Below are 26,932 nucleotides of genomic sequence, written 5' to 3'. Positions count from 1 at the left end.
TTACTTCTACCTTTGCGTTTCTTAAAAACTTTTCCATGAGTCATTTGTTGCGTTCGATTGTGTTGGTTGCATTTGTGATTTCCTTGTCAGGATGTAAGAAAGACGGGCATTCCAAAAAATTTGCAGATGCGAAAGTTGAAAACGCTGTGCAATATGCGTCAGGGCTCGCCATTTATAAACATGAAGGCTTTTCAATTGTAAAGATTAAGAATCCGTGGCCGAATGCATCAAAAGATTTCACTTACATCTTAAAAGAAAAAACCGGTATTATTCCTGACAGCCTGAAGTCTTTTACAACAATTAACGTTCCGATTCAGTCGATTGTCGTCACTTCAACAACGCATATTCCGTCACTTGAAATGCTTGGTGTTGAAAATACATTGAAAGGTTTTCCAAATACCGATTACATTTCCTCAGCAAAAGTAAGGGCCTTAATCGATGCCGGAAAAGTGCGTGAACTCGGTTCCAACCAAACCCTGAATACTGAAGTTTTAATTGATATTGCGCCTGACGTGATTATCGGTTTCGGAATCGACAATAACAATCCGACGCTCGATAATTTACAAAAAAGCGGATTGAAAGTGATGCTCAACGGCGACTGGAACGAGCAAAACCCACTTGGAAAAGCAGAATGGATTAAGTTTTTCGGCGCCTTATACGGAAAGGAAAAATTAGCCGATTCCATCTTCTCCGGAATCGAAAAAGAATACAAAGCGACTGTTGAAATCGCCAAAAAAGCTACGACAAGACCGACAGTTTTAATCGGCGCGATGTATAAGGATATATGGTACATTCCCAACGGCACTTCATGGGGAAGCCGGTTTGTAAAGGATGCCGGCGGTGACTATCTCTGGAAAGACGCACGCGGCACCGGAAGTTTGTCTTTATCTTTTGAAGCCGTTTTTGACAAAGCGCAGCACGCCGATTTCTGGATCAACGAATCTTCATCATTAGAGCAAATGAGCGCCGAAAATCCGCATTATGCTCAATTTGACGCATTTAAAAACAAGAAAGTATATAGTTTTACGAACCTCAAAGGCAAAACCGGCGGCATCGTTTATTATGAATTAGCGCCCAATCGCCCGGATTTGGTTTTAAAAGATATGCTGAAAATTTTACATCCGGAGTTGCTTCCTGATCACCAATTGTACTTTTTTACGCCTTTGAAATAATGCAGCAATCAAGGCGAAATACAATTTTATACGGACTGCTTTTTACTGCTGCGCTGGCCTTATTTGTATTGAATGTGAGCCTCGGATCGGTTGTCATTCCGGTAAAAGAAGTTTTTAAAAGCCTTTTCGGACAGCCTGTTGCAAAAGAAAGCTGGGATTATATCGTTGTCAATTATCGCTTGCCAAAAGCGATTACAGCAGTTTTTACGGGAATTGGATTATCAGTCAGCGGTTTGCTGATGCAGACCTTATTCAGAAATCCGCTTGCCGGGCCTTATGTACTTGGTTTGAGTTCAGGATCCAGTCTCGGTGTTGCTTTTTTGATTATGGGCGCCGGATTTCTGCCAGGATTTTTAGGAGCTTTTGTACTGTCTTCTTACGGAATTATTCTTGCTTCATGCATCGGCAGTTTTTTGGTTCTACTGGCGGTTTTATTCGTCTCACAACGACTTCGTGACACAACTGCTATTTTGATTGTCGGTCTGATGTTTGGCAGTTTTGCAAGCGCGATTGTAGGCGTTTTGACGTATTTCAGTACAGCCGAACAATTGCAGAAATTCACTTTTTGGTCGTTGGGAAATCTCGGCAATTTATCGTGGACATCCATTTTGATTTTATTGATTTGTGTAGTCATCGGTCTCGCCTTAAGCATTATCTGCCTCAAACCTTTGGACGCATTGCTTTTAGGGGAAAATTATGCCAAAAGCCTCGGACTCAACTTCAACAAGACAAGATATATTCTGATTTTCGCAACCAGTATTCTCGCCGGAAGCATAACCGCTTTTGCAGGACCGATTGCATTTGTCGGACTGGCAGTGCCGCATATCGCTAAATTGGTTTTCCAGACAAGCAGCCATGTCGTCTTATTTTTCGGGACGGTTTTGTCGGGCGCAATCATCATGCTGGTTTGCGACATCATCTGCCAATTTCCCGGAAGCGATGTGATTTTGCCGATTAACGCCATTACATCAATCATTGGTGCGCCGGTCGTGATTTGGCTTTTAGTAAAAAAACGCAATGTAATGCACTGATGGAAATATTAAAAGCAAGCGATTTAAGCATCGGCTACAGCCATAAAAAGCAGCAAAAAATCATTGCGGCAAACATCAATCTGTCTTTGGAAACCGGTCAATTAATTGCGCTGATTGGTGAAAATGGTATTGGGAAATCAACTTTACTGCGCACAATTACAGGCATACAACAACCATTATCCGGAAAGGTTTTACTAAGTGAAAGAGATATTTCTGATTACAATCCGCTTGAACTGGCGCAGCAATTAAGTGTTGTTTTGACCGAAAAGTTGCCTCCAAATAATTTAACCGTTTATGAGCTTATTGCGCTGGGCCGACAGCCTTACACCAACTGGATTGGTAAATTGACCGAAGAAGATATTTCTAAAATTAAAACTGCAATTGAACTGACAGAAATCGGGCATTTGTCTTCAAAGAAACATTACGAAATCAGTGACGGTCAATTACAAAAAGTGTTGATTGCACGCGCCATTGCTCAGGACACGCCCTTGATCATTCTTGATGAACCCACTACACATCTTGATTTACGGCATAAAATCTCACTACTGCAATTGCTTAAAAAATTGAGCCTCGAGACCGGAAAATGCATCTTATTTTCAACGCATGATATCGAGGCTGCATTACAGATTTGCAATAAAATGGTTGTGATGACTTCAGGAAATATCGTTCAAAAATCGCCGCAGGAATTAATCGCCTCCGGCCTTCTGAATCAAATTTTTGCTGACGGGAATATTATTTTCGATACGGAAAAATCCAAATTTATATTTAAAACGCTTTAATATAAATAGGATATCGAGTATCTTTAGGTAGAAAATATGCCGCCATGAAAAAAGATTCCTCTTATTATTCCTGCTTTTAACAATTGCCGCCTGGTCGCAACCGAAAGTTGAACTTACGCAAAATGGATTTGCTGCGGTTGAAATCCCGAAACCTGACAGGCCAATGGAAGACCTTATGGCACTTGCCGACGAATGGGGTTATTTTTACAATAAAAAAGGGCATGACACTTATAATGTGACCGCTAATTCCCTGACCATTGACGCGATGCGGAAAAATGCATTTTACTTCATGAACGTTGGGCAGCAGATTGTTTTCAAGATAAAATACAGCCTGAAAATTGAGTTTGTAGATAATAAATGTGTGCTGAAATTTACAGTCCTTGAAATTTACAACAACGATAAAATCCAGAAATCAGGCATTTCAGATTATTTTGCTTCCGACGGAACACTCAAAGATGATTATGAAGAAGTTAAACCTTCACTCGAAAAAACTGCCAACGAAATTCTGGCATCTTTTACAAAATACATCAACAGATAATTAAATCAGCCTTTCAGCAAATTAATGCTCACCGTTGCAAGGTCTGAATCGGGAAATCTCCTGAAATAATGCATGTCCGGAAACAACCCTGATTCCGCACAGATTTTGTGCAAAACGGGAATTTCTACAATATACTGATCTGAAAATCCATGTGTTGCGTCATAAGCTGTTGCGGCCGTTTTTCCCATGTTCCCAGCAGTTAATTCAGGAGCAATTGTATGTAATTCAATCAGCAGCAAGCCAAATTTCTTAACGAAAGGCGACCATTTATTCAAATGCCCGAGCAGATTGTCTTCCACAAGATTATTGCTCAGCCTTTTGCCGCGATAGGCGAATGCACCTGTTGAATCGCTGATTCTTTCTTTAGTAATTGTTTGCGGTTCCTCCCAAATGCGGTTGTGGTCGAGAAAAGTGCGCACATTGAGCAAATCTGTGAGTTCGATATTGTAGTTTTCTTTTAAATCTTCTGCCAATAAATCCGGTCTGCCGATGTCGCCCCAAATCACTTTTGCCCAGATGTCGGCTTTGATTAAATTAGCGCGTGTGACTTTCAGTGCTGCCTGATTGTAATCGGCGCCAACTAAGAATAACGGATGGTCATCGAGCATTTTGCCGCGTAAAGTCTGCCTGTCGATGACTTCGAAAATATGTTGTAGAAAAGCGCCGTTTCCGCAGCCCATATCGAGGATTCCCTTCGGTTGTTCGTGAATTGGAAGGTTGAACAATTTGACGATGATTTCATCTACGACCTTAAAATAAGTATCGTGCGCACCGCCACTGCCCCAGACGTTCATCTCGCGATCAACGTGTATTTCGTCTTCGCCGTCTCCGGTATTTCTTAATACTGATGCATTTCCGAAAAGCAAATCGTCCATTTTGGCGAAAGTCGGCAGATAAGAAACCGTTACGCCATATGAAGTCGCCTTTTTGGCAAAGAACAAACCAGCTTCCGTAAATTGATAATTGCCTTTCTTTTCAGTAAACCATCCCAAAAACACAAAGAAATCCAGTATTTTCTGAAACTGATCAGGCGATTTATGAAATTCTTCGGGACGAAATGATGTTTCCATGAAATATTTATGGAACATGCCAATCATGCCCAAACGCACTAAAGTTGGCCCGACCAAATGCCCTTCAATGTGTTTTAAAACCTGATGCTGTACTTCTGAAACAAGCGGATTTTCAGAAAATACAATTCCGTAATGCTGCTTATATTTTTCAAAAATAGCATTAAGCTTTTCAAAAGGGGCTTCTTCAAAAATACGCGGATGGAATTGCATCGAAAACCGCAACAAATCAACAACATCATCATATAAATCAAATAATGGAAAAGCGATGGCACTTTTTTCGTTGACCGAAATCATAATTTCATCCGTCGCATTATCCACTTTATAATCTAAAAATCCCTGGAAGCAAGGACACGAAGTGCGACATTGAGGTAACCTTCATTGGCTTTAAATTCTGAAGTTAAGTTTGAAAGGCTTACTTGTTTTTTATCCAGAATGAAATCCAGGATACCTTTTTTCTTTAGTGAGAATGCCGTTGGTGCCATTACCAATCCGTCAAGATGGCGAAAAATCGTGCTGCGTAAAATTGATTTATCAATCATAAAACCTATAAATTAATGTCGGATTCGTAAAAAATTAAAAATCTACCGCACCAAATATAGGAATTTTCTATTCAAAACCACGTTGCCAGATTTGCCTTTTGGCTTCTCCAATGGCAAATGCAACTGAGTTGGCGAGATTATAACTGCGCACCAATGGTGAAATCGGAATGGTCAGGTGATTGTCGAAAAGCGCTATAACTTCTTTACTTAAACCGACGCTTTCCTTGCCAAAAACGAGCCAATCACCATCGCGGAATTCATTTTCAAGATAGGATTTTTGGGCGTGTGAACTGAAAAGGAAAACACGCGATTTATCAGGAATTTGTTCCATCCATTCTGCAACATTCTGGTATTCCTTCCAATCCAGATGTACCCAATAATCAAGCCCGGAACGTTTGAGATTCTTATCTGTAATCTGAAAACCAAACGGATGGATCAGGTGCAGGCGGTTTTCGGTGCCTACGCACAAACGGCCGATATTTCCGGTGTTGTTGGGTATTTCGGGTTCTACCAAAACTATGTTAAGCATATTGACATTAAATTTTGTTTGCCACGAATTTCACAAATTTACACGAATTAATTTGTGCTAATTCGTGAAATTCATGGCTCATTATTGTTTTTGTGGGCTGCAATTATTATTTACAATTCAAATTCCAAAACTTCTTTCACTTCTCCAGATTGTAATCCATCAAGTTTCACGTTACCAACCCGAACACGTACCAGTCGCAAAGTCGGAAACCCAACCGCAGCGGTCATTTTTCTGACTTGTCGAAATTTTCCTTCGCTGATTGTTACTGAAATCCAGCTTGTTGGGCCATGTCTTTCGTTGCGGATTTTTTTACCCCTTTGGGGAAAATCGGAATTTCATCTAAAATAAAAACTTTAGCCTGTTTGGTTTTATATTTTTTGCCGTTAAAACCAATCAGGACGCCTTTTTCCATTTCTGCTACAGCTTGTTGATTGATGACGCCGTCAACCTGCACATAATATTCTTTCGTTACTTTTTTGCTTCGGACGATTTCGCTCATCATGCCATCGGTTGTCAGCAGTAACAGGCCTTCGGAATCTTCGTCGAGACGACCGATTGCCATGGTATTCTCTGGAAAATCATATAATTCACCTAATAATTTCTTGTTCCGTTTCAGTTCATAAACGAATTGGCTCAGGTAACCATAAGGTTTATAAATGATGAAATGTCGGTGTTCAGGCATGGCTGCAAAGATAGTTAATAGAACTGAGTAGTGAGAATTGAGTAAATGAGATGTTAACGATTGTTTCTCAATGCTAAGTTAAATGACTGGCTTTTATAAGGTTTTCTGCGTAATTTCATAAGCATACATTCACATAAAATTACATCATCATGGAAAATAAAGATTTAGGCTCGAAAAAAATAAACAATGAACAGGAAGTAAATGAAGGCTTCAGCGGTGGAAATTTACCAGAAAATTATAATCCGTCAGGCACGAAACTCCATCAGGAACTCGAAAAGAAAAATGACGGTGACGAAAAAATTGTCAATCGTGCGCGAAATATTGACAAAGGCGATCGTAACTGGAATGAAAATGAAAGCCTGAGCCGTGACGTTAACAGTTCTGAAACCGAAAAAAATGTTGAAAACCGCGACCGGAATTACGATGAAAATCCTGAAAGATATGATGAATCCCATCCTGATAATCATCACAATCGCGGCAATTTAAAACTCGATGAAGAATAATTAATTGGCTGTAGCAAAGTAATTGCCGTCAAAATTTTTATATTTGTGACATAATTCCTCGGACTATGATAGTATCTGGAGTCCTCCCTTTCTAACGAAACAGGACAAATTACCTTTCGATTTTTTTATATGGAATGGCCATTTGCCGTTCCGCATTCTCCATTTTAATACTTATCATAATGTCACAAAATACCAAACTAAAGGGTAAGATTTCCCTTTTATTTTCTGTAATCAAAAAATCACTTCAGGGAAAAGAACTCGATTTCACCACAGGCAGCATCAGGCTTTCCGTCATATTATTGGCCATTCCGATGATGATGGAAATGATGATGGAATCCGTTTTTGCACTCGTCGACCTCTACTTCGTCGGCCATTTGAAAGAAAGCAGTTTCGCCGTACAAACCGTCGGCCTAACCGAATCGGTTTTAACAATCATTTATTCGCTAGCCATAGGGATGAGCATGGCAGCAACGGCAGTCGTAGCGCGCAGAATTGGCGAAAAAGATCCGGATGCAGCGGCAAAATCCGGGATGCAGGCCATTGGCGTTGCGATATTTGTTACCTTAATAATAAGTTCATTCGGGATTTATTTCGGGAATGATATCTTATTACTAATGGGTGCGTCACCGGCAGCCGCTTTACACGGAACGCCATTTATCCGTATCATGATGGGAAGCAGCATTTCAATAATGTTGCTGTTTTTGATCAACGGGATTTTCCGTGGTGCCGGAAATGCTGCGATTGCGATGAAAAGCTTGTGGATTGCGAATTTCAGTAATATTATTTTATGTCCGATTTTCATTAACGGATTTGGTCCGATTCCGGCCTTTGGCTTGACTGGCGCAGCAATCGCGACGACCATCGGACGCAGTATCGGCGTGTTGTATCAGTTATTCCATCTTTTCAATGGAAAAATATATTGAAAGTCACTCTGGCCTATTTGAAACCCGATTGGGAACAGATAAAAAACCTGATCAATATTGCATCGCCTGCAGTTTTACAATTCGTAATCGCTTCATGCAGCTGGATTTTTATGGCACAACTGGTAGCGAAAACAGGCGGCGACAACGGTTCGGCTGGATATCAAACGGCAATGCGACTGATGATGTTCTTCCTTTTACCTGCCTGGGGATTGAGTAATGCAGCAGCCACTTTGGTCGGGCAAAATTTAGGCGCCAAACAAGTTGAACGTGCTGAAGAATCAGTATTGAAAACCGCGAAATACAATGTGATTTACATGGGATTTGTGATGCTGGTTTCATTATTGGGTGCAGAAATTCTCGTTGATTTTTTCTCCAATGACCCTGAAGTACAACAGGTAGCCGTGAAAGCAGTTCGTATTATCGCCTGCGGTTATGTCTTTTACGGCATCGGAATGGTGATGATCAATGCGTTCAATGGCGCAGGTGATACGAAGACACCAACTTATGTGAATTTATTCGGGTTTTGGTTTTTCCAGATTCCGCTTGCTTACTTATTGGCCGATTATTTTGGGTTGGGCACGTTGGGTGTTTTTATCGCAATTCCGGTTTCGGAAACTGCAATCACAATAGCGAGCTATTCACTTTTTAAGAAAGGCCGATGGAAAACGATTAAAGTTTAAAATGCTGATTGTAAATATTTTGAAGCACTGTCGATGGGTGGTGCTTTTTTATTACACTTAAGCAATCTTTTCGCAAAATCGCGTTTGTAATTATACAATAATATCTTAAAATCATGTAAATGAAATCTTAAAATTGGGAGTAATTTAGTAAAAAGTTTCACACCTAAAAACCGAACGTCATGAAAGTACTATCATTAATATTATCCGGAACCGTTTTTGCAATCGCAGGTTACTTTTTCGTGGTCGATTTTAGAAATTCCACTGAAATGAATTACCTTATATATATGAGTTTATTGGTTGTCTTGATGCTGATCTGCGTAGTCGGCGTAATGATCAACCTGCCGTTAATCATCCGCGAAAGAAGAAAAATGCGCATGCTCATTTACAACAGTTATTCTAAGAAACGTATTGCCAACAAAAGCTTCGACAGGCAATTCGAAATCCTGTAAAGGATACCTTTATATATGTTTTGTTTAAAAACGGTTCACTTCAGGTGGCCGTTTTTTTTTAAGTTTTTCTACGGCATTCCCGTAATCGGGTTTTGATTTCTTTGCGTACATTTGGAAGTATAAAATACAACCGAATGGACGGCACGATTATCACAATTATTACTTTCATCATTGCACTTGTTATTGGAATTTTTATCGGGAAGCTGATATTTTCCGCTAATTCCAAAGCCGATAAAATCAGCCTTGAAGAAAGACTCATCGCCGCAACCGCGCAATTAAATACCGTGAAAGACCAATGGGCTGACGAACGCATTTCTTATGAAAAACGACTGTTGCAAAATTTGCACTGACCGGGAATTAATTCGCTCCCAAAAAGACGATTTGGCCATCCAATTGTCGAAAAAAGAAAGTGATTACCACAATTTATGGGAACGCAGTGCCGAGCAAAAACAGGAAGTTGAGCAGTTGCAGGAAAAATTCACGAAAGAATTTGAAAACCTTGCCAACAAAATCCTTGAGGAAAAAACCACCAAATTCACCGAGCAGAACAAAGAGAATCTTAAAAATATCCTTTCACCATTACAGGATAAAATTCATCTATTTGAGAAAAAGGTCGAAGATACACACAAGGAAAGTATCGATTATCACGCCGCCTTACGCCAGCAGATTCTAGGCCTTCGTGAAATGAACGAACAGATGAGCAAAGAAACCATCAACCTGACCAAGGCACTTAAAGGCGATAGTAAAATGCAGGGCAATTGGGGCGAATTAGTACTTGAATGCGTCTTGGCAAAATCAGGTTTGGAAAAAGACCGCGAATATTTCGTGCAGCAAAGCCACGTTTCTGTAGACGGCAACCGCGTTTATCCTGATGTTGTCATCAATTTGCCTGACGGAAAAAGATGATTGTCGATTCGAAAGTGACTTTGACTGCGTATGAGCGTTATATTAATGAAGAAGATGATTCCCTGAGAAATGTTTATTTGAAGGAGCATGTCAATTCTATAAGACGTCACGTAGAGCAACTTGGCGAGAAGAATTACCACGATTTATATCAGATTGAAAGTTCGGATTTTGTATTGCTTTTTATACCGCTTGAACCGGCATTTGCGATTGCGCTCAATGAAGACACTGCCTTGTATAATAAAGCTTTTGAAAAAAATATTGTAATTGTAACACCATCTACATTGCTGGCGACTTTGCGCACCATCGACAGCATGCTGGCCAACCAGAAGCAACAGGAAAACGCCTTTGAAATTGCACGTCAGGCCGGTGCATTATACGACAAATTTGAAGGTTTTGTAACTGATTTGGTGCTGGTCGGCAAAAAAATGGATGAAGGAAAAAAAGCCTATGAAGAGTCGATGAAAAAACTATATACCGGAAACGGAAACCTCATCACAAGTGTTGAAAAACTCAAGAAAATGGGCGCCAAAGCCAAAAAATCACTGCCTGAAAATATCATCCGCAGGGCAGAAAACGAAGAAATCGAAAGTTAAATTATGGGAGCATTCAAAACCGTAAAATCGTCAAAAGTCACTATTTCTGAACTGATGCTGCCTTCGCATTCTAATTTCAGCGGAAAGATTCATGGCGGTTATATTTTATCACTCATGGACCAGATTGCATTTGCCTGTGCTTCAAAATTTTCGGGATTTTATTGTGTAACGGCTTCGGTTGATACTGTGAATTTCCTGAATCCGATTGAGATTGGCGAATTGGTGACGATGAAAGCCAGTATCAATTATGTGGGTAAAAGCTCAATGATTGTAGGCATTCGCGTAGAATCTGAAAACATTGGAACTGGAAAAGTCAAACATTGTAATTCTTCTTATTTTACGATGGTTGCAAAAGACGCAGATGGGAAAAATACCGAAGTTCCCGGACTAATCATTTCAAATTATGACGAAGTGCGTCGTTTTTATAATTGCCTTAAACAGATTTCTCTGAAAAAAGACCGCAATCTTCACGAAGAAATTTTCGATTACAAAACAATAGAAGCTATTGAAGCGCTAAAAGATTACAAAGTTCATTTGAATTTACCCTGATTTTGTAGGATAATTTTGTGATTTGTGAAATCTGAAAAAACATTCTGCGCATAAAAAAAAATTGTTTTTTGAATTATCTCCTTTATTTTGATTTTACCATAATATATATAGCCAACTTTTTGTGAAAGTTATTAAATAATTGCTATTTTTGGGCAGCATTTTTTATTCCTATGAAATACAATTACTTATCAATTACAACCCTTTTGTTACTGGTTTTCGCGATGGTTTCCTGCAGCGACAAAGACGACGAAGAATACATTCCGGTTTCTCCTGTCACAGTCGACCTTACAACAGTTCCATACCAAAAACTTTCTGATTATCATTTTTTCGATGGCGACATAAAAAACCTTTCGCCTTCTATGAATGTAATTCCTTACGAACCTGCCAGCGGGCTTTTCACCGATTATGCAGAAAAGAAACGTTTCGTATGGATGCCCGCCGGAGTTAAAGCAACTTACACCGCAGACAACAAAGTCCTCGAATTTCCTGTAGGAACGGTGCTGATCAAGTGCTTTTATTACACCACGGTGCAACCCGGAAATACCACCAGAATCATTGAAACCCGCCTGATGGTAAGAAAATCAGATCGCTGGTATTTTTATGAATACCTGTGGAATGCCGAGCAAACTGAAGCGAATCTGGTTCAGGCTGCCGATTTTGAAAATGGCGGTGTTGAGACTTTCAGTTTTAAAAAGCCAAACAATGAAGTAATCACGATTGACTACAGAATTCCTTCTGAATCAGAATGTTACGCCTGTCACAAAATCAATGAAGTGCGTACACCAATCGGAATCAAACCACAAAACATCAACCACAATTTTGCATACAGCGACGGAAGTAAAAACCAGTTGCAGCAACTTTTAGACCAGGGTTACCTGGAAAGCTTTCCGGCTACCATCACATCGACAGTTGATTATCACGACACATCGCAACCGATAGATTTGCGATTCAGGTCTTATGTAGATGCCAATTGCGCGCACTGCCACCAGGATCAGGGGCGCTGTGATTATCGTGCCCTTCGATTTAATTTTGCAGAAACGCTAAATCCGGCAAATCTCGGTGTTTGCGTGGTTGCTGATGAACCTATTTCATCATCATTACAAAAACTGGTTTCACCGGGAAATCACGGCAAATCTGTACTGAACTACAGAGTAGCTTCAGTTGAAGAAAGCCAAAGAATGCCATTACTCGGCAGAACGATTGTTCATGACGAAGGACTGGCATTAATTCAGGAGTGGATTGATTCCCTTACAGACGAATGCAACTAACTAAAAATATAACAACTATGAAAAAAATTACAACTATCCTGTTCATTTTGACCGTAGCGATAGTAAGCGGACAAACAAGCTGCGAGAATCCGATATCAGTCGGGCTTAACACCACGACCACCGCACCTAGTTTTACAGCAGAAAACGGAACGCCACCATCGAATGTCTGCGGAATGAATAACGGTGCGGCTACCAAAGGGAAATGGTACAAATTTAGCGCAACCGTAACTGCAAATGTTACCGTTTCAACCATTTTAGCACAAAACAGCCCAAATATAGACACACGTGTCGTGGTGTTTAGTGGCGACTGTGCAGCATTGGTTTGCGTTACCGCCAATGATGATTTTGATGGAGGTACCCGTTGCAAAGTAACATTTGATGCAACTTCGGGCGAGACTTATATGATTGCTTTTGACAATAAGTATTCGAATTCCGGTTTTGACTTTTCAGTTACCGAAACTCCTCCTCCAGCTCCTGACATGCTTTCATTTACTTCACAAACTATTGCCGGAATTACCGGCGATTACAACAACTGTGTTGTAGACATGAACGGCGATTATATGGACGACATCGTATCGGCAATCGACAATACACATTTAGCGATATCATACCAGCAATTAGACGGCTCATTCAGCACAACCACGTTTACCGTTGCAAATACTACGGTACAACCATCATGGAGCATCGCTGCCGGAGATTATGACAATAACGGCTACAACGATTTGATTTATGGTTCAGGCAGCGGTGTGACTTTTCTTAAGGCTAATGGTAACGGCACGGCTTTTACGGTAGATAGAAAACCACAATCTTATCTCGTACAACGCACGAATTTCGTAGACATCAACAATGATGGGAAACTGGATGCTTTTGCTTGTGATGACAATGCGCCAAACAGATATTACATCAACAACGGTACAACAATGACGCATACTCAGGGCGGTATTGGTGATTTTCCTACCGGAGGAAATTATGCTTCGACCTGGTTTGATTATGATAACGACGGCGACATCGATATGGTTCTGGCAAAATGCGGACAAGGCGGCTCAGGCGTAGGTGGAAACATTGATCAATTATTTAGAAATAATGGTAACGGAACTTACACAAACGTTGCAGCCGAAGCCAATATGGCTGCTCCGGAACAAAGCTGGTCGTGTGCAGTTGGCGATTTTAACAATGATGGCTGGATGGATGTTATTGAAGGAATCAACTCGATTTCAGACGGTAATACAAACGTTAAAAGGAATAATGGCGACGGTACATTTACAAGCGTTACCGCAGGTTCAGGCTATGATTTGATTACATCGATGGGTAGGGAATTTGTTGCGGCGGATTTTAATAACGATGGTTTTCTCGACGTTTTAGGTGCAGGAAATACGATTATGTTCGGGGATGGAAATTTCCATTTTACACCAAACCCAAATACTTATGCTGTAGATCCTTACGATAGGCCTATAGGCGATTTAAACAATGATGGATTTCTTGACATCCAAAACGGAACATCTGTATTATTCAATAACGGAAACGAAAATAACTATATAAAAGTCAATCTTGAAGGTGTTCAAAGCAACAAAAACGGAATTGGCGCGCGTCTTGAACTTTATGGTGCGTGGGGAATGCAAATCAGGGATGTGCAGAGCGGAACGGGTTTCCGCAATATGAGTTCGATAACAACGCATTTTGGCATCGGAACAGCTTTGGAAATCAGCAAACTGATTGTAAGATGGCCAAGTGGTGCCGTTGACGAAATCATGAACCCAGCCATCAACCAATCGCTGACTGTAGTAGAAAATTCTTCGCCTTTGGCTGTACACAATGCTCAAGTTGGTGAATTTGTGATATATCCGAATCCTGTTAAAGAAACCATCAACCTTTCAGGTAACATTACAGGTATTGAAACTGCAGACATTTTTGACCTGACAGGAAGATTGGTTGCAACTAAAGCAATCAAAAACCAGATGATTTCCGCGCAAAGTTTATCAACCGGAACTTACATCTTAATATTGAAAGACAACAATGGCAAAAAGCACACTCAGAAATTCCTGAAATCTTAATTGCCTTTTAAAATCAAACAAAAATCCCGCCTTGTTGAAGCGGGATTTTTTAGTTTATATTCTGGCTTAAATATTTGTTGATTCTTAAAAAACTCTTATCAGGTTAAATCCGAAAAAGATATCGCCTTTGCTCCAGTCGCCGGTAGTTTGGCCTAAAAATCCTGCTTCGTGAATGCCCTGCGAATTGGTAAAGTGCATTTGAAAAACGTGCCCGCCGGTATCAAGGTCAACACCAATCGAAAGCGGGTTGTTGTATGGCGAACCCGAAGCCCTGTTCAGGTGCGCAGCATAATCGACATTAACCGACCAGCGTTTTGCAATTTTATACCTTCCTCCTACTCCAATCGCATACTGGCTGTTATCCTGCGCATCCAGGTCGACAAAATTTTCATGAAAGAAAGTCGGTGCCACTTCCAAAGATAATTTTTCAGAAAATTTCCTCGAAATCAGCAACTGCGCCACATACGTCATCCTGTCTTCAAATCTCATATTTGGGTAATTAGATTCTTTTAAAGTATTGTTGAAAGCCAAGCTGGTAAATCCAACAATCGCAATCGGAAAACCATTTTCTATCTGGGAATGCAAATTGAATTTTCCCGAAACATCGTAAGCAAGTTCGCTTCTGGCAACACTTACCGTCGCCCAATCATTCAAACCATATAAAAATTTGATTTGAGTGACCGCATTATCAAGTCCGAAGAAACCTTCGAAACCGGTTTTAATCGAAGCAAAACGGTGCGCAACAATAAAATAGAAATCGCCTTTCGCCGCTAATTTTGTAGATTCCAGATTAACGATCTTTAGGCCTTTGAAAGCCGACGCGACTTTTTCTTTTGTGGCGACAGAATCAATTCCTGACAACAAATCCTCCTGTGCGAAAGATAAAAGTGGCAACAACAATAATAATAGTAAGGTAATTTTTTTCATAGCATATTTGAATTGGGTTAATTTAGATTATTTGATTACCGAGGCCTGATCCATTTTGAATTCTTCGAGAATATCGTCATAAGTAAGCAATCTTCCCTTGATTTTGATTGATTTGCCGACAGCGATTTCTTTCTTGGTCGAATCGTTGAAGGTTACTGATAATTTTTCGTCAATGACAATTCCGTTTTCAGCATCGTCTATTGTAGAAACCACACCTTTTACTTCAATGGTTTTGTCCATATATTTCTTATTGAACATCGTATCATTTTTGGCATATTCCTCCTGAAGTTGCTTTACAGAAACCGTAAAATCAGCCGTTTCTGCTGTAATATCACGGTGCGGTTTGTACATTGCATACAAATAAACACTGGCCGCAACAGCAATAACGAACACGGCGATAAGGATAATTTTTTTCTTCATTACAGCAATTTTTAAGTTTAAAGTATAACCAATTTCTTACTGGTTCAATTTTTGTATTACAAACATAATTATTTATTTAGTACGACTTTATTTAACTTTATTATTTATTTTTGATAAAAATCCGAAAGATTCTTCCTAAAAAAGAATAACGCAATACCAAAACTGCTATGAAAAAAATTTTACTTACAACCGCAATTTGCCTTGTCCTGGCAAGCTGCGCCAATGACAGCACGGACGATCTTGTCGGCGTGCCTGTAGCCGATGTTACCTACACGGCAAACATCCAGCACATTATTGAAACGAATTGCTATTTCTGTCATGGGGCTACGCCGCAGAATGGCGCGCCAATGTCGATGACTTCCTACGAAGCAGTTAAAGAAGCAGTGATGAACCGTAACCTAATCGGTAAGATTTCAAAAGAAAATGGAGAAGACGGACTCATGCCATTGGGCTGGCTGAGATTACCACAAGCCACAATTGACCAGATTATCGCATGGCGTGATGCCAATTTCCCTGAATAAAATTGCACCCAATTATAAATCAAATTACTATGAAAAAGTTATTATTATTCGGAATCCTGATTGCGGCAACTTCGGTTTTTGCACAGGAAAAGCTTGTTACAAAGACAGGCAAAATTACATTTGAAGCTTCAGTTCCTGCATTTGAAGAAGTAAAAGGCGTCAACAGTGGTGTTACTTTCGTATTGAATCCGAAAACCGGAGAAGTGGCCAGCCAGGCTATGCTCAAAGGTTTCAGGTTTAAAGTGGCATTGATGGAAGAGCATTTCAATGAAAATTATGTGGAAAGCGACAAATATCCAAAATCGACTTTCAAGGGAAAAATCGACAATTTTGATGCGGCAGCACTTATAAGCACTGCAAAAGATTATACGATTAAAGGAAAACTCGATCTTCACGGAAAAACAAAAGACATCACAATCACTGCTAAAATCCGTAAAACGGACGCCGGAATTGAAATTATCTCTAATTTTATTGTAAATGCAGATGACTTCGGGATTGCAATCCCATCAGTTGTAAAAAGCAAAGTTTCTAATAAGGTGAATGTGAAAACTGAGTTTACGGTTAAGTAGTGCATGAGTACCTGACTAAAATTAAAGTTTCTTAAAACAGAAAATCCGCAGCTGCGGATTTTTTTTATTTTAACGCAAAACGAAAACTTTGTAACTCTGAAACTTTGCCACTTCGCACCTTAAAAAACTCAGGCACTTTCTCCCTAAATCTCAACTTTATAGAATGAATTGAGCCGGTTCAGGTGCAAAATCGTCGAAGTTTTATCTTCATTTTCAGTATACATCAATTCAAATTTTGCGCCATAAACAAATTCATTCAATGTGTAGGATGTGCGCGCAGCAACCGTATTGCTGAACATTTCATCGAAAGTCTTAACATAAACAATAATTTCGCCTTCAGCGTCTTCAAAATCTTCTTTCGAAAAATTATAAAACGGACTGCTTTCATTTATAGGGTGCACTAAAGTCCAGCTCAGCGTCAGGGCGTTAATTTTGCTCATTTCGAGTCCAAGCGAAAAGAATTTGTTGGTCATCTTTCCGTTTTCTTCAACAATCATTCCGAGCGTAATTTTCGCTTCAGCATCTGTAAAATTCGTATTCTTATATGGCGTCATCCGAAGCATCAACGCCTTTCCATTCTTATATGGCCCAATTACGGCATTGTGTGAAAATTTAATATACGCTTTCGGGCGGCTGAATCTTCCGAAAAACAATCCGGTTGCAATGGCAAAACTCAGTAAACCTACAAGTGCTTCTGTTGCCGCGACCGCACTGGTGAGGAAACCATTCGGACTGATATGCCCGTAACCAACCGTTGTAAAAGTCTGTGCACTGAAAAAATAGGCTTTCCCGAATTTTATCCATTCTGAGCCTGTGGTCTCAATTCCATCGAGGTATTGTATGCCGACACCGTAATAAATACACGCGAAAATAAAATTGACAAAGGTGTAAAATGAAAACAATATCAGGAAGAATTTCCAGCGCGGCATTTCGAGCATGGTATGGTACCAGCTGATGCGATTTATTAATCCAAGTCCGCGTTTTTCAATATTCGCCGAACCGTCTTTGTTGACGAAACGACCGCCGTAACTGCCGGGATTTGTTCCGAATCCTGTGTTATTATCGGCTATAGCTTTGGCGTTGATTCCTTTGTTTATCTTCATTACTTTATATTTACCGAACCTTTCAGGCGCAAATCTTCAGACGATGCGCCAATAATGATTTCAAATTCTCCGGCATCATATCCGAATGTTTTTTTCTCAACTTTGTAATACGAAAAAGCTGACGCATCGAGCTGTACCGTAACCGTTTTGGTTTCGCCTTTTTTCAGGAAAACTTTCGTAAAGCCTTTGAGTTCTTTTAATGGCCTTTCAACTGGCGCGTTATTTTGGTGTACATATACCTGCGCCGATTCTGATCCGTCATATTTTCCTGTATTTTTGATATCGAAAGTTACTGTTACATTGGCAGTTCCGGCTCCGGAGATTTTCAGGTTGGTATATTCGAAAGTTGTGTATGAGATTCCGAAACCAAATGGAAACTGAGGTTTTACCTTTGCCTTATCGTAATATCTATAGCCGACATTTAAGCTTTCTTTGTAAAATACGCGCTTATCGCCGTCTGCATCGTAATAATTTTCTGAAGTCGGATTGTCTTCCCATTTCTTCTCGAAACTCGCCGGTAATTTCCCGGACGGATTGACATCGCCGAATAAAATTTCAGCCAAAGCAGTTCCGCCTTCCTGCCCGGATACCAGGCGTGAATGAGGCCTTTTACGGATGGAAGCCATTTTTGCATATATACATTTCCGCCGGCATTAAGCACAACAATTGTTTTCGGATTGGCTTTCGCGACAGCATTGATCAACGCTTCCTGATAGGGCGGCAATTCGAACGTGCGATCAAAACCTTCGCCTTCAGACGATTCATTGTGACCAATTGAAACTATGGCGACATCGGCAGCTTTCGCGGCTTTAACCGCTTCAGAAAAATCGACGATTTCGTTATAAACTGCAAATGCAATTTTGGCATCGCCTCCATTTTCGTAAAATTCAAGGTTGACTTTGTATTCTTTTCCGGCCTCAAGTTGTTTTTCAATTACGCGTAATGTTGCAGCATGATCTGACCACATGTCAATGATTTTTTCGTCGTTGAAAGTGAGCCTGAAACCATCGTCTCCGCGAACGGCAATTTTATACAAAGCGGTCTTCTGCGGACGTACAACCCCTGTAAAACGAATTGAAAAATGGTCTTCAGGAATATTCTTTATTTCAGGAGCGCCCTGCCAATCGTGATTAATATCTGCATCAACAACAGTATTTTCAGGTTGCCCTTCCAGGTTTTGATTCGCAAAATAAAAAGCTTTGAGTCCGTGAGTTTCAGAACCAGGTTCTGTAAAAAATGGCGATTCTGAAGTATGCGATTCCATAGTCGGCACTGCGTTTTTTACATGTATGATTTTCGCCGAAACTTCTTTTTTGATACCATCAAGCAAAGATGTGAAATGAAAAGGATGTGTAAATGAACTCCCGCCGGCTGCGATATTTCCATCAGAATTTGGTCCGATTAACGCAATCGTTTTGGTATTTTTCGATAATGGCAAAATGTTGTTTTCATTTTTAAGCAGTACGATTCCACTCCTGGCCAGTTCAAGCGCTATTTTTTCATTTTCAGGATTAGGTTTTAATTCGGCAACAGCAGTATAGGGCGCATCATAAAAACCAAATCTGAAAATAATCCGGAGAATGCGGCGTACTTTATCATTGATGACTGCTTCTGATAACTGGCCACTTTTTACTGCCGGCAAAAGCGTCTCGCGGTTCATGAATGCACCTGAAGGCATTTCAAGGTCGAGTCCGCCTTTAGCCGCAGCGACGCCGTCGTAAGTTGCAGACCAATCTGACATGAGTATGCCGTCAAACTTCCAGTCGCCTTTGAGAATTTCGCTATTCAGATGGTTATTTTGCGTAGCATGAACGCCGTCAACGAGGTTGTAGCTGTTCATCACTGCGCCCACTTGTCCTTCCTGAACCGCCATTTTGAATGCCGGAAGGTAAATTTCCTGCAATGTCCTTTCGTCCATATCTGAACTCACGTTGTTGCGGTGCCCATTCCCTGGTTGTTTGCTGCGAAATGCTTGACTGTCGCAACCACTCTCTGACTTTGTACACCTTTGATGTAAGCCGACGCCATTTTTCCGGCAAGAAACGGATCTTCACCCAGATATTCAAAATTTCGGCCATTCATTGGAGCGCGGTAAATATTTACGCCAGGCGCTAATAATATGTGCACACCTCTTTCACGGGCATCTTTTCCCAATGCGGTTCCGAGTTGCATCGCCAGGTCATTATCCCAGGTTGCGGCAGTCAGGATTGATGCGGGATAAGCAGTTGTGCTACCGTAATTACGAGTTCCTACATGGCCATCGGTCATTTTGATTTCAGGAAGTCCAAATCGCTCTATTCCACGAATGTAAAAATCCTTGTAACCGCCAATGTAGTCGATTTTTTCTTCGAGCGTCATTTTTGAAAGTAAGTCTTCTGCACGTTCTTCAACCGCGGCTTTGGGGTCTTTGTAAGTTTGTGAGTAAGAAAACGTGCTGACAGAAAGCAGTGTAAGGAATATAAATTTTCGCATCCGGGTATGTTTTGATTGTTTTTCGGATTATAAATGTAAAGTAAAATTCGGCTTCATTAACAGTCCTGAATTAACATTCTGATGTGAATTTGTATTATTTTTAGATTGAAATAATCCGGTAAAATTATCGTTTTACAAAAAAACAAAGATGACAAAATTCCTATTTACTTTGCTGATTGCCTTATTTTCCTGCACAATTCAAGCCCAAAGCGATACGCTGATTATCAAAAATCATCTTACAAAAATTACCCGGCACGAAGGTTTTCGGAATTATAAAAATTTAAAAGTGCTTAATGAAGTGGCCGCCTACATTTACGACGAATTTAAAAAATACGCAGATACCGTCTACTATCAGGAATATCAGGTTGATGGCATTACATACAAAAATGTAGTATGCAATTTTGGCCCAAAAACCAGCCAGTGATTATAATCGGTGCGCATTATGATGTGTGCGGCGATCAGGAAGGCGCTGATGACAATGCAAGCGGCGTTGTTGGATTATTGGAATTGGCGAGGCAATTAAAAGGAAAGACGCTTCAAAACAATATTGAAATTGTAGCTTACACGCTGGAAGAACCTCCGTATTTTGATACTGAAAACATGGGAAGTTTCATTCATGCAAAATCATTAAAAGAAAACAATGTCAATGTTTTCGGAATGGTTTCCCTCGAAATGATCGGTTATTTCAGCGACAAAAAGAAATCACAGGAATATCCGATTGGCATACTTTCATTGATTTATGGCAATAAAGGAAATTATATTACACTTGTCAATAAATTTGGAAAAGGCAAATTCGCCAGGGAATTTTCGCGGAATTACAAAAGGGCATCGAAGGTGAAAACTAAGAAATTCACGGTCCGAAATCAGCCGGAATCGACCTTTCAGATCATATGAATTACTGGAATTTCAACTTCAGTGCCCTTATGCTGACTGATACTTCGTTCTTTCGCAACAACAATTATCACGAAAAAACCGATGTGATGGGAACGTTAGACCTCAACAGGATGGCAAAAGCAATCGATGGGGTTTATGATGCATTGCTTGCTTTTTAATCAATTTCCAAGATAAATAAATACATTCGTAACGATACTTGAAGGTACATTATTTGTGGCTGTACCGCTTCCACCACTATTTATTGTGACATTATGCGAATGCGCGCCAGCGGCAGTTACATTTAAAGTATGCGAATGAGAGCCAGCCGAACCGGTAGTTTTTGAAATTACATTAGGCTGCTGCAGCGTCACACCAAGTAAGTTCAGCAATGATTGGCCTGTCCCGGTATATCCGTCATAACTGTGTGTGTGGGCACCATCGGTTGTTGTGGTTCCGGTATGTGTATGGCTGCCGTCGGAACTTGTCGTAGCAGACATGTTAAAATTGGGCAGATTGGCTTGGGTAATGGTCACCAAATTGCTGCCGACAGTTGCGGCGAGTGTTTCTGAAGATCCTTTGCCTTTCAGGAATTTATCAGTCGCATCAGGCAGATTGGTCGCAAAACCAAGCATTGCGGCACTCGATTGCGCTGAAGCAGGAAGTGTACTGACAGCTCTTCCGTTAAGCAGGTACCAACCACTGTGGTCTGTAAGTTGCAAACCATATTTCAAATCCCCAACTTCGTGGAGACTGTTCATGGCCGTCCAATTGGCGCCGTTCCAGAAATAATAACCGGCAGGTTTGAGTTCGGAAACGCCGTCGTTATAAACAATCGTACTAATTACCAATGCGCCTCCATTCGGATTGACAATAGTTGTGGTGTCTGTAGCCGATGTAAGCGAAGTACGTACAATCAGCACTCCGTTTTGAGAAGTTTTTAATATCGAGTGCACCTTCAGGAGATGCTGGCCCGATTCGACCTGTGAGGTTGCAAAAAATGGCAACAGTAAAAGAATGGCAAGTTGTTTCATAATTCTCATGTTTTGATTAATTAGAAAGGTTATATTCAAAATTACACAATTTGAGAATATAAAATATATTTTTAGTTAATTATTTTCTTAAAAAGAAATATTTTCGTAAAAGATGTCATTTGAAATATTTAATAAACAGAATAATATTCATTTAGGCATAAAAGCGATAATTTTATCGGGAATGATACTGGAAAAATTATTGGTTTTTTTCATTAACTTCGTCTGGAAAAGAAGCAAAAATGACTAAAATACAAACTGCAGACGCTGTATTTAACGATTGCGCCGCCGATTACGAAAGGCAATATATGGATGTGTCTCTGTATGAGCATTCCTTTAATGTGTTTTGCGACCATGCTAAAGAAGATGCCGAAGTACTTGAATTGGGCTGCTGCCCGGGAATATCACTAAATATTTGCTCGAAAGGTGTTCCGGATTTCAAATTATTCGGGACTGATTTGGCGCCTAATATGATAACACTGGCCAAGCGCAATAATCCGAATGCTGATTTCGCAGTGCTTGATGCGCGTGACATCATTTCACTCAACAAAAAATTTGACGCCATTATGTGCGGGTTTTGCCTGCCTTATCTTTCAAAAGAAGCAGCTGTACAATTGATTGCAGATGCGTCGGCGTTATTGACAGAAGGCGGAATTTTGTACATCAGTACAATGGAAGATGATTACGGCAAGTCACGATTGCAGACTTCAAGCAATGGCGATTACACGCTATTTATGTATTTCCATGAAGTCGGTTATCTTTCGGAAGCATTGAAGGAACATGGTTTTGAAATCATCAGCGAAAACCATCAGTATTTTCCGGCAAAAGACGGCTCGAAAGTCACCGATCTTATACTCATTGCAAGAAAAATAACCAACAAAGTCATGAAATGAAAAAAGAATATTGGGACGTTGAAGACGCTCAGGTTATTGAAAAAACCGGAAAACCCATTGCTGATTGGATAAAAATCCTCGACGCTTATGAAGCCGCAGGCAAAAAGACAAACGATGTCGTGGCACACCTGCAATCTCAATACAATGTCCCGCGGTACTGGGCAAGAACGTTGACTACACTTTACCTTAAAAATGACAAATAAAGCATCAAATAAAGGCTTCAAATACGCCATCATCTCGTTGATATTACTGGCATTCACTTTAGTAATACTGGCCAACGCTTATGATATTATTAAAGTCTTTTTCGAAAATTAAAAAGCAATTACAGAAATTTCAAAGCTCCGGAAAAAGCAACTATTTCTTAATTAGCAAAGTAAATTACAATTTTTACCGCCTTTTATAATTTCAAAAAAGTATATTTGCGTCATAAAACCTAAAACAATAATCGTTTCACAATCTATTAATCGTTTCGTTTTATGTCGCCTTCACTTCAGATCATCCTGGCCGTTGTTGTAATAATCCTACTTTTTCTGATTTTTGGAAGAAACAGAGCCCGCGATATCAGGGCAAAACAAGCTGCAAAATCCTATTGCAGGCAGCACGACCTGCTGTTTAAAAAAGTCAAGGTTTTCCCGAAACATTACGGACTCTACTTTCGCAAAGCCGCAAAAAGCTACTATGCCAATTTCAATTTTGATGCGAAAGAAGGTATTGTCTGGAAAAGCGGTACGCCTTTGGATAAAATCAATGCGTGATTTTTCAGGAAGTCACTTTGCTACAAAATTAACGGGTTTAAAAGTCAATAATACCGCATATTCACAACAATAGATTTCCATGAAAAAACATTACGTAATCCTTTTTCTTCTTATCCTGCAACAATCATTTGCTAATACTTTCGCAAAAATGGATCCGCCGACCGTGTCGATAAGCTATCCGGCTTTGGCAACTTGTGCTGATGGCATCCCGATGATTCCAATTGTAACCGGCTCCGGTGACTTTCTAGGCGGTATTTTTTCGTCGGAATTCGGACTACAAATCAATCCGGTTACAGGTGAAATCAATCCCTCGGCAAGCGCTCCGGGAACCTACAATATCACATACACCGTTATGGCAAGTGGCGAAATCCTGCTGTAAGTGCAACAACAACGATCACGGTAGTACCAATGCCTGCCGCCTATATTGTATCAACATCCGGCGATATCTGTTTCGGAGATACCGCAACATTTTGCATATCAGGAACTCCGTTTGCAGATGTGACCTATTCAATTGACGGTGTACTGAGTACAGTGGTACTTGACCCTTCCGGCACAGCTTGTATTGTGGTAATCGCAAATTCCGGTTCAATTGTCATTGAACTTATAAGCATTACATCTTCAGGCACGCCATCATGCACCAGCATATTATCCGGTACAGCAGTGGTTAATGTGAATGCTTTGCCGCAAATACAATTAGCGTCTCAATATACTATCGGAGTTCAAAATGGAACGGTAACCAGCCCAGTCCTTTTAGACACACAGCTTTCAGAATCGACTTACACATTCCAATGGTATCTCGACGGCGAAATTATTGCAGGCGCAACTGGCGCAACTTATTTGGTAAATACTGTTTCCGATTCAGAAAATCCAAGGCAATATACTGTTTCCGTAAATGCTATCGGAACAAGCTGTCAAAGCATCGCAAGTTGTTTGGTCACTCAACCTATGTTAGGTGTCGCAGATATGAATATTTCAGATGTGAAATTCGGCCCAAATCCTTTTTCTCAAAATCTTGTTGTCAAGGCGAAAGAAGCGATACAAAATATCAGCATCAGCAATTTGCGCGGGCAAATCGTATATTCTCAAAAATATAATACTTCCGAAGTCTCAATAAACACTTCAGATTTAAGCGCCGCAACTTATTTTGTTAAAGTAACGTCGATGGGCAAACAGCAGACTTTTAAGGTGGTGAAGCAATAAGCTGAAGAAATTGACAATTATAAAAAATCCCTTCCCGTAGCCGAAAGGGATTTTTTATTTTGAATTATACTAAAGACAGGTTACGGCCTGTTCCTACTGTTCCACCTCAATACTGTAATTGCCCAAAACAGATTTTCCGATGCGCACCACTTGCCGCCTGTTGCAAAATAATTGCCGCGTTGTGTAAGATGTCTTCAATAAGATGTTTGATAGTTGTCGCGCAATGCGAGATGCTTTCTCGCATATGCAAGGTTGTTGCAGCACGATGCGAGGCCTTTGTCGTGCAATGCGAGGTCTTTGCCGTTGGATGCAAAGTGTTTTCCGGGGCGGAAAGGAATTGATGTTCAAATGAAGATCACACCCTTAATATTCTTACTTTTGTAAAGCTAATATTGCGAGAATATTACAACCAATTTTGAACTTAAAATGCATTTATGAAATCACGATTCAACTATATAAAACAAATTTTAATCCTGTTTTTAATATTGGCATCTTCGGCCTTAAAGGCACAATGCTGGAAAGAATTCTCAACTGGTATGTACCACACATTGGCCATTAAGGAAGACGGGACTTTATGGGCGTGGGGATTTAATCAATTTGGCCAGCTTGGAGACGGTACAGAAAATAATTCTGTGGTACCTGTTCAGGTGGGAACTTCAAATGATTGGAAAATGGTAAATGCCGGAGGAGCATTTTCAATGGCGATAAAGAATAATGGTACATTGTGGGGTTGGGGTTACAATTATTCCGGTCAACTCGGATTGGGCACCAGCGGTGAAGGCTCGCTTTATTATACAACCCCGCAACAGGTCGGAACACTCAACACATGGAAAACCGTTTCTGCAGATTCAGGCGGAAGTACGCTCGCTTTAAAGAACGACGGCACGCTATGGGGTTGGGGCACAACAATAGGGATAATGCCCTCTTATGGAGCCGATACCGTCGCAACTCCTACACAAATTGGGACAGATAATGACTGGAAACAAGTAGATCATTTCGGCTCAGTTAGTTTCGGGATAAAGACGAACGGCACATTGTGGGGATGGGGAACCAGCTTTGGCAACGGTGAGCTGGGCGCAGGAATGATTAACTATTATGCTGTCCCTACACAAATTGGCACCTCATCTGACTGGAAACAAATATCTTCAGGACACCGCTACAACATGGCAATACGTAATGACGGCAGTTTATGGTTACCTGGGGCTCGAATTCTGAAGGGCAATTAGGGAATGGTACACAATATAATAGTTACGATTATTTCGTACCTGCACAAGTGGGGAGTTCATTTGATTGGAAAACAGTAGAAGCCTGTTTCGATCATTCTGTTGCATTGAAAAATGACAACACCTTATGGATATGGGGAGACAATTCCTATGGCGAATTAGGCAACCCGAATGTCCCGACTGATCTAAGTATCCCTACGCAATTTGAAACTGCTGCCGATTGGAATAAAATCAGCGGTGGCAGCAGTAAATTCACCATAATTTTAAAAGAAGATGGCACGCTCTGGAGTTTCGGGCGAAATGTTGAAGGCCAACTTGGGAATCATGATATCCAGAATACCAGCGTACCGGGAATGATAAGTTGTCTCGATTTAAACATACCTGCCGCCGATGATGATTTATTTGCAGTCTACCCAAATCCAGCTAAAGAATTTTTATTCGTTCAAAATCAAAAACACGTCGAAATAAAAAGCATTACGATTATCGATATTTATGGAAAAACTATTTTGATGGCTGTTCAAACCGAAAAGATCGATACCAGTCGGTTAGCAACAGGAATTTACATCTTAAAAATTCAGACAAACAATAAAACCAAGAAGATTAAGTTTGTAAAATCGTAACTCAAAACAAAATCCCTTCCGGAAACCGAAAGGGATTTTTTATTTTTATCAGCGTAATCTGCAATC

28 protein-coding genes and 5 pseudogenes are annotated in these 26,932 nt (G+C 40.4%); 24 read left to right on the top strand and 9 right to left on the bottom strand.

Features of this window, described 5'->3' with window-relative positions; translation table 11 throughout:
* Positions 1-35: 35 nt before the first annotated feature.
* The 4 genes from ACSLFW_RS09015 (at position 36) to ACSLFW_RS09000 (ending at position 3,520) form a co-directional block, all read left to right on the top strand.
* Positions 36-1,172 carry an ABC transporter substrate-binding protein gene (locus ACSLFW_RS09015; protein ID WP_436555475.1) on the top strand — a complete coding sequence of 379 codons (1,137 nt, stop codon included), beginning with the start codon at positions 36-38 and terminating at the stop codon, positions 1,170-1,172.
* Positions 1,172-2,203, top strand: coding sequence for an iron chelate uptake ABC transporter family permease subunit (locus ACSLFW_RS09010; protein WP_436555474.1), 1,032 nt, complete (start codon positions 1,172-1,174; stop codon positions 2,201-2,203). The genes ACSLFW_RS09015 and ACSLFW_RS09010 overlap by 1 nt, the downstream gene beginning before the upstream one ends.
* On the top strand, positions 2,203-2,982 hold the full coding sequence (locus ACSLFW_RS09005) for an ABC transporter ATP-binding protein (RefSeq protein ID WP_436555473.1): 780 nt from the start codon (positions 2,203-2,205) through the stop codon (positions 2,980-2,982). The genes ACSLFW_RS09010 and ACSLFW_RS09005 overlap by 1 nt, the downstream gene beginning before the upstream one ends.
* Before the next feature lie 163 nt (positions 2,983-3,145).
* Positions 3,146-3,520: a hypothetical protein gene (locus ACSLFW_RS09000; protein ID WP_436555472.1), complete on the top strand. Its 375-nt coding sequence runs from the start codon at positions 3,146-3,148 to the stop codon at positions 3,518-3,520.
* 5 nt (positions 3,521-3,525) lie between these two features.
* On the opposite strand, the pseudogene ACSLFW_RS08995 reads toward ACSLFW_RS09000, so the two are convergent.
* The 3 genes and pseudogenes from ACSLFW_RS08995 to ACSLFW_RS08985 all read right to left on the bottom strand — a co-directional run bounded on the left by ACSLFW_RS08995 (position 3,526) and on the right by ACSLFW_RS08985 (position 6,340).
* A pseudogene (locus ACSLFW_RS08995) lies at positions 3,526-5,129 on the bottom strand (class I SAM-dependent methyltransferase).
* Between the two features lie 67 nt (positions 5,130-5,196).
* Positions 5,197-5,658 (bottom strand): tRNA (cytidine(34)-2'-O)-methyltransferase, encoded by a 462-nt coding sequence (locus ACSLFW_RS08990; RefSeq protein WP_436555471.1) that lies wholly within the window; start codon positions 5,656-5,658, stop codon positions 5,197-5,199.
* Between the two features lie 110 nt (positions 5,659-5,768).
* Positions 5,769-6,340: pseudogene (locus ACSLFW_RS08985) on the bottom strand (pseudouridine synthase).
* 149 nt (positions 6,341-6,489) lie between these two features.
* Between ACSLFW_RS08985 and ACSLFW_RS08980 the strand changes: the two are divergent.
* The 7 genes and pseudogenes from ACSLFW_RS08980 to ACSLFW_RS08950 all read left to right on the top strand — a co-directional run bounded on the left by ACSLFW_RS08980 (position 6,490) and on the right by ACSLFW_RS08950 (position 14,262).
* Positions 6,490-6,843: a hypothetical protein gene (locus ACSLFW_RS08980; RefSeq protein ID WP_436555470.1), complete on the top strand. Its 354-nt coding sequence runs from the start codon at positions 6,490-6,492 to the stop codon at positions 6,841-6,843.
* 179 nt (positions 6,844-7,022) lie between these two features.
* Positions 7,023-8,446: pseudogene (locus ACSLFW_RS08975) on the top strand (MATE family efflux transporter).
* Between the two features lie 179 nt (positions 8,447-8,625).
* Entirely contained in the window at positions 8,626-8,895 is a 270-nt protein-coding gene (locus ACSLFW_RS08970) for a hypothetical protein (protein ID WP_436555469.1), read from the top strand.
* 134 nt (positions 8,896-9,029) lie between these two features.
* A pseudogene (locus tag ACSLFW_RS08965) lies at positions 9,030-10,394 on the top strand (DNA recombination protein RmuC).
* Positions 10,395-10,397: 3 nt separating this feature from the next.
* Positions 10,398-10,943: an acyl-CoA thioesterase gene (locus ACSLFW_RS08960; RefSeq protein WP_436555468.1), complete on the top strand. Its 546-nt coding sequence runs from the start codon at positions 10,398-10,400 to the stop codon at positions 10,941-10,943.
* A gap of 170 nt (positions 10,944-11,113) precedes the next feature.
* Positions 11,114-12,211, top strand: a complete 1,098-nt coding sequence (locus tag ACSLFW_RS08955) for a hypothetical protein (RefSeq protein ID WP_436555467.1) — start codon at positions 11,114-11,116, stop codon at positions 12,209-12,211.
* Between the two features lie 17 nt (positions 12,212-12,228).
* Positions 12,229-14,262 (top strand): FG-GAP-like repeat-containing protein, encoded by a 2,034-nt coding sequence (locus ACSLFW_RS08950; RefSeq protein ID WP_436555466.1) that lies wholly within the window; start codon positions 12,229-12,231, stop codon positions 14,260-14,262.
* Between the two features lie 84 nt (positions 14,263-14,346).
* Here the strand turns inward: ACSLFW_RS08950 and ACSLFW_RS08945 are convergent, their stop codons facing one another.
* A complete protein-coding gene (locus tag ACSLFW_RS08945) occupies positions 14,347-15,189 on the bottom strand; it encodes a DUF5777 family beta-barrel protein (RefSeq protein WP_436555465.1) in 843 nt (280 codons plus the stop codon).
* A 27-nt stretch (positions 15,190-15,216) separates the two neighbouring features.
* Positions 15,217-15,609 (bottom strand): OB-fold protein, encoded by a 393-nt coding sequence (locus ACSLFW_RS08940; RefSeq protein ID WP_436555464.1) that lies wholly within the window; start codon positions 15,607-15,609, stop codon positions 15,217-15,219.
* Positions 15,610-15,776: 167 nt separating this feature from the next.
* Between ACSLFW_RS08940 and ACSLFW_RS08935 the strand changes: the two genes are divergently transcribed.
* Both ACSLFW_RS08935 and ACSLFW_RS08930 read left to right on the top strand, forming a co-directional pair.
* Positions 15,777-16,130, top strand: coding sequence for a hypothetical protein (locus ACSLFW_RS08935; RefSeq protein WP_436555463.1), 354 nt, complete (start codon positions 15,777-15,779; stop codon positions 16,128-16,130).
* 29 nt (positions 16,131-16,159) lie between these two features.
* A complete protein-coding gene (locus ACSLFW_RS08930) occupies positions 16,160-16,699 on the top strand; it encodes a YceI family protein (protein ID WP_436555462.1) in 540 nt (179 codons plus the stop codon).
* Between the two features lie 143 nt (positions 16,700-16,842).
* Here ACSLFW_RS08930 and ACSLFW_RS08925 read toward each other — a convergent pair whose 3' ends face one another.
* The 3 genes and pseudogenes from ACSLFW_RS08925 to ACSLFW_RS08915 all read right to left on the bottom strand — a co-directional run.
* Positions 16,843-17,802 (bottom strand): ion channel, encoded by a 960-nt coding sequence (locus tag ACSLFW_RS08925; protein WP_436555461.1) that lies wholly within the window; start codon positions 17,800-17,802, stop codon positions 16,843-16,845.
* Positions 17,802-18,083, bottom strand: coding sequence for a fibronectin type III-like domain-contianing protein (locus ACSLFW_RS08920; RefSeq protein WP_436557412.1), 282 nt, complete (start codon positions 18,081-18,083; stop codon positions 17,802-17,804). Before ACSLFW_RS08920 ends, ACSLFW_RS08925 begins: the two co-directional genes overlap by 1 nt.
* Positions 18,084-18,212: 129 nt before the next feature.
* Positions 18,213-20,070, bottom strand: a pseudogene (locus ACSLFW_RS08915) (glycoside hydrolase family 3 protein); the annotation flags it as partial.
* Positions 20,071-20,422: 352 nt separating this feature from the next.
* On the opposite strand from ACSLFW_RS08915, the gene ACSLFW_RS08910 reads away from it, so the two are divergent.
* From ACSLFW_RS08910 to ACSLFW_RS08900, 3 genes are read left to right on the top strand one after another with little or no spacing between them, the layout of a single operon-like run.
* Positions 20,423-20,698, top strand: a complete 276-nt coding sequence (locus tag ACSLFW_RS08910) for a hypothetical protein (RefSeq protein WP_436555460.1) — start codon at positions 20,423-20,425, stop codon at positions 20,696-20,698.
* Positions 20,695-21,168 carry a M28 family peptidase gene (locus ACSLFW_RS08905; protein ID WP_436555459.1) on the top strand — a complete coding sequence of 158 codons (474 nt, stop codon included), beginning with the start codon at positions 20,695-20,697 and terminating at the stop codon, positions 21,166-21,168. The genes ACSLFW_RS08910 and ACSLFW_RS08905 overlap by 4 nt, the downstream gene beginning before the upstream one ends.
* On the top strand, positions 21,165-21,326 hold the full coding sequence (locus tag ACSLFW_RS08900; protein ID WP_436555458.1) for a hypothetical protein: 162 nt from the start codon (positions 21,165-21,167) through the stop codon (positions 21,324-21,326). The genes ACSLFW_RS08905 and ACSLFW_RS08900 overlap by 4 nt, the downstream gene beginning before the upstream one ends.
* Here ACSLFW_RS08900 and ACSLFW_RS08895 read toward each other — a convergent pair whose 3' ends face one another.
* The gene (locus ACSLFW_RS08895) at positions 21,327-22,178 is read right to left on the bottom strand and encodes a hypothetical protein (protein ID WP_436555457.1); all 852 of its coding nucleotides are present in this window, start codon (positions 22,176-22,178) and stop codon (positions 21,327-21,329) included.
* A 239-nt stretch (positions 22,179-22,417) separates the two neighbouring features.
* On the opposite strand from ACSLFW_RS08895, the gene ACSLFW_RS08890 reads away from it, so the two are divergent.
* The 8 genes from ACSLFW_RS08890 (at position 22,418) to ACSLFW_RS08855 (ending at position 26,866) form a co-directional block, all read left to right on the top strand.
* Positions 22,418-23,068 (top strand): class I SAM-dependent methyltransferase, encoded by a 651-nt coding sequence (locus ACSLFW_RS08890; protein WP_436555456.1) that lies wholly within the window; start codon positions 22,418-22,420, stop codon positions 23,066-23,068.
* The gene (locus tag ACSLFW_RS08885) at positions 23,065-23,271 is read left to right on the top strand and encodes a DUF4287 domain-containing protein (protein ID WP_436555455.1); all 207 of its coding nucleotides are present in this window, start codon (positions 23,065-23,067) and stop codon (positions 23,269-23,271) included. The genes ACSLFW_RS08890 and ACSLFW_RS08885 overlap by 4 nt, the downstream gene beginning before the upstream one ends.
* The gene (locus tag ACSLFW_RS08880) at positions 23,261-23,383 is read left to right on the top strand and encodes a hypothetical protein (RefSeq protein ID WP_436555454.1); all 123 of its coding nucleotides are present in this window, start codon (positions 23,261-23,263) and stop codon (positions 23,381-23,383) included. The genes ACSLFW_RS08885 and ACSLFW_RS08880 overlap by 11 nt, the downstream gene beginning before the upstream one ends.
* Before the next feature lie 161 nt (positions 23,384-23,544).
* Positions 23,545-23,823, top strand: a complete 279-nt coding sequence (locus ACSLFW_RS08875) for a hypothetical protein (RefSeq protein WP_436555453.1) — start codon at positions 23,545-23,547, stop codon at positions 23,821-23,823.
* A gap of 148 nt (positions 23,824-23,971) precedes the next feature.
* Positions 23,972-24,202: a hypothetical protein gene (locus ACSLFW_RS08870; RefSeq protein ID WP_436555452.1), complete on the top strand. Its 231-nt coding sequence runs from the start codon at positions 23,972-23,974 to the stop codon at positions 24,200-24,202.
* Between the two features lie 29 nt (positions 24,203-24,231).
* Positions 24,232-25,023 carry a T9SS type A sorting domain-containing protein gene (locus tag ACSLFW_RS08865; RefSeq protein WP_436555451.1) on the top strand — a complete coding sequence of 264 codons (792 nt, stop codon included), beginning with the start codon at positions 24,232-24,234 and terminating at the stop codon, positions 25,021-25,023.
* Between the two features lie 434 nt (positions 25,024-25,457).
* Entirely contained in the window at positions 25,458-26,249 is a 792-nt protein-coding gene (locus ACSLFW_RS08860) for an RCC1 domain-containing protein (RefSeq protein WP_436555450.1), read from the top strand.
* Positions 26,213-26,866, top strand: coding sequence for a T9SS type A sorting domain-containing protein (locus ACSLFW_RS08855; protein ID WP_436555449.1), 654 nt, complete (start codon positions 26,213-26,215; stop codon positions 26,864-26,866). Before ACSLFW_RS08860 ends, ACSLFW_RS08855 begins: the two co-directional genes overlap by 37 nt.
* Positions 26,867-26,932: the final 66 nt, after the last annotated feature.

This window comes from Flavobacterium sp. 3HN19-14 (assembly GCF_051373205.1).
In the GTDB taxonomy this organism is placed as follows: Bacteria; Bacteroidota; Bacteroidia; order Flavobacteriales; family Flavobacteriaceae; genus Flavobacterium.
This window is presented reverse-complemented; position numbering and strand designations above follow the sequence as displayed.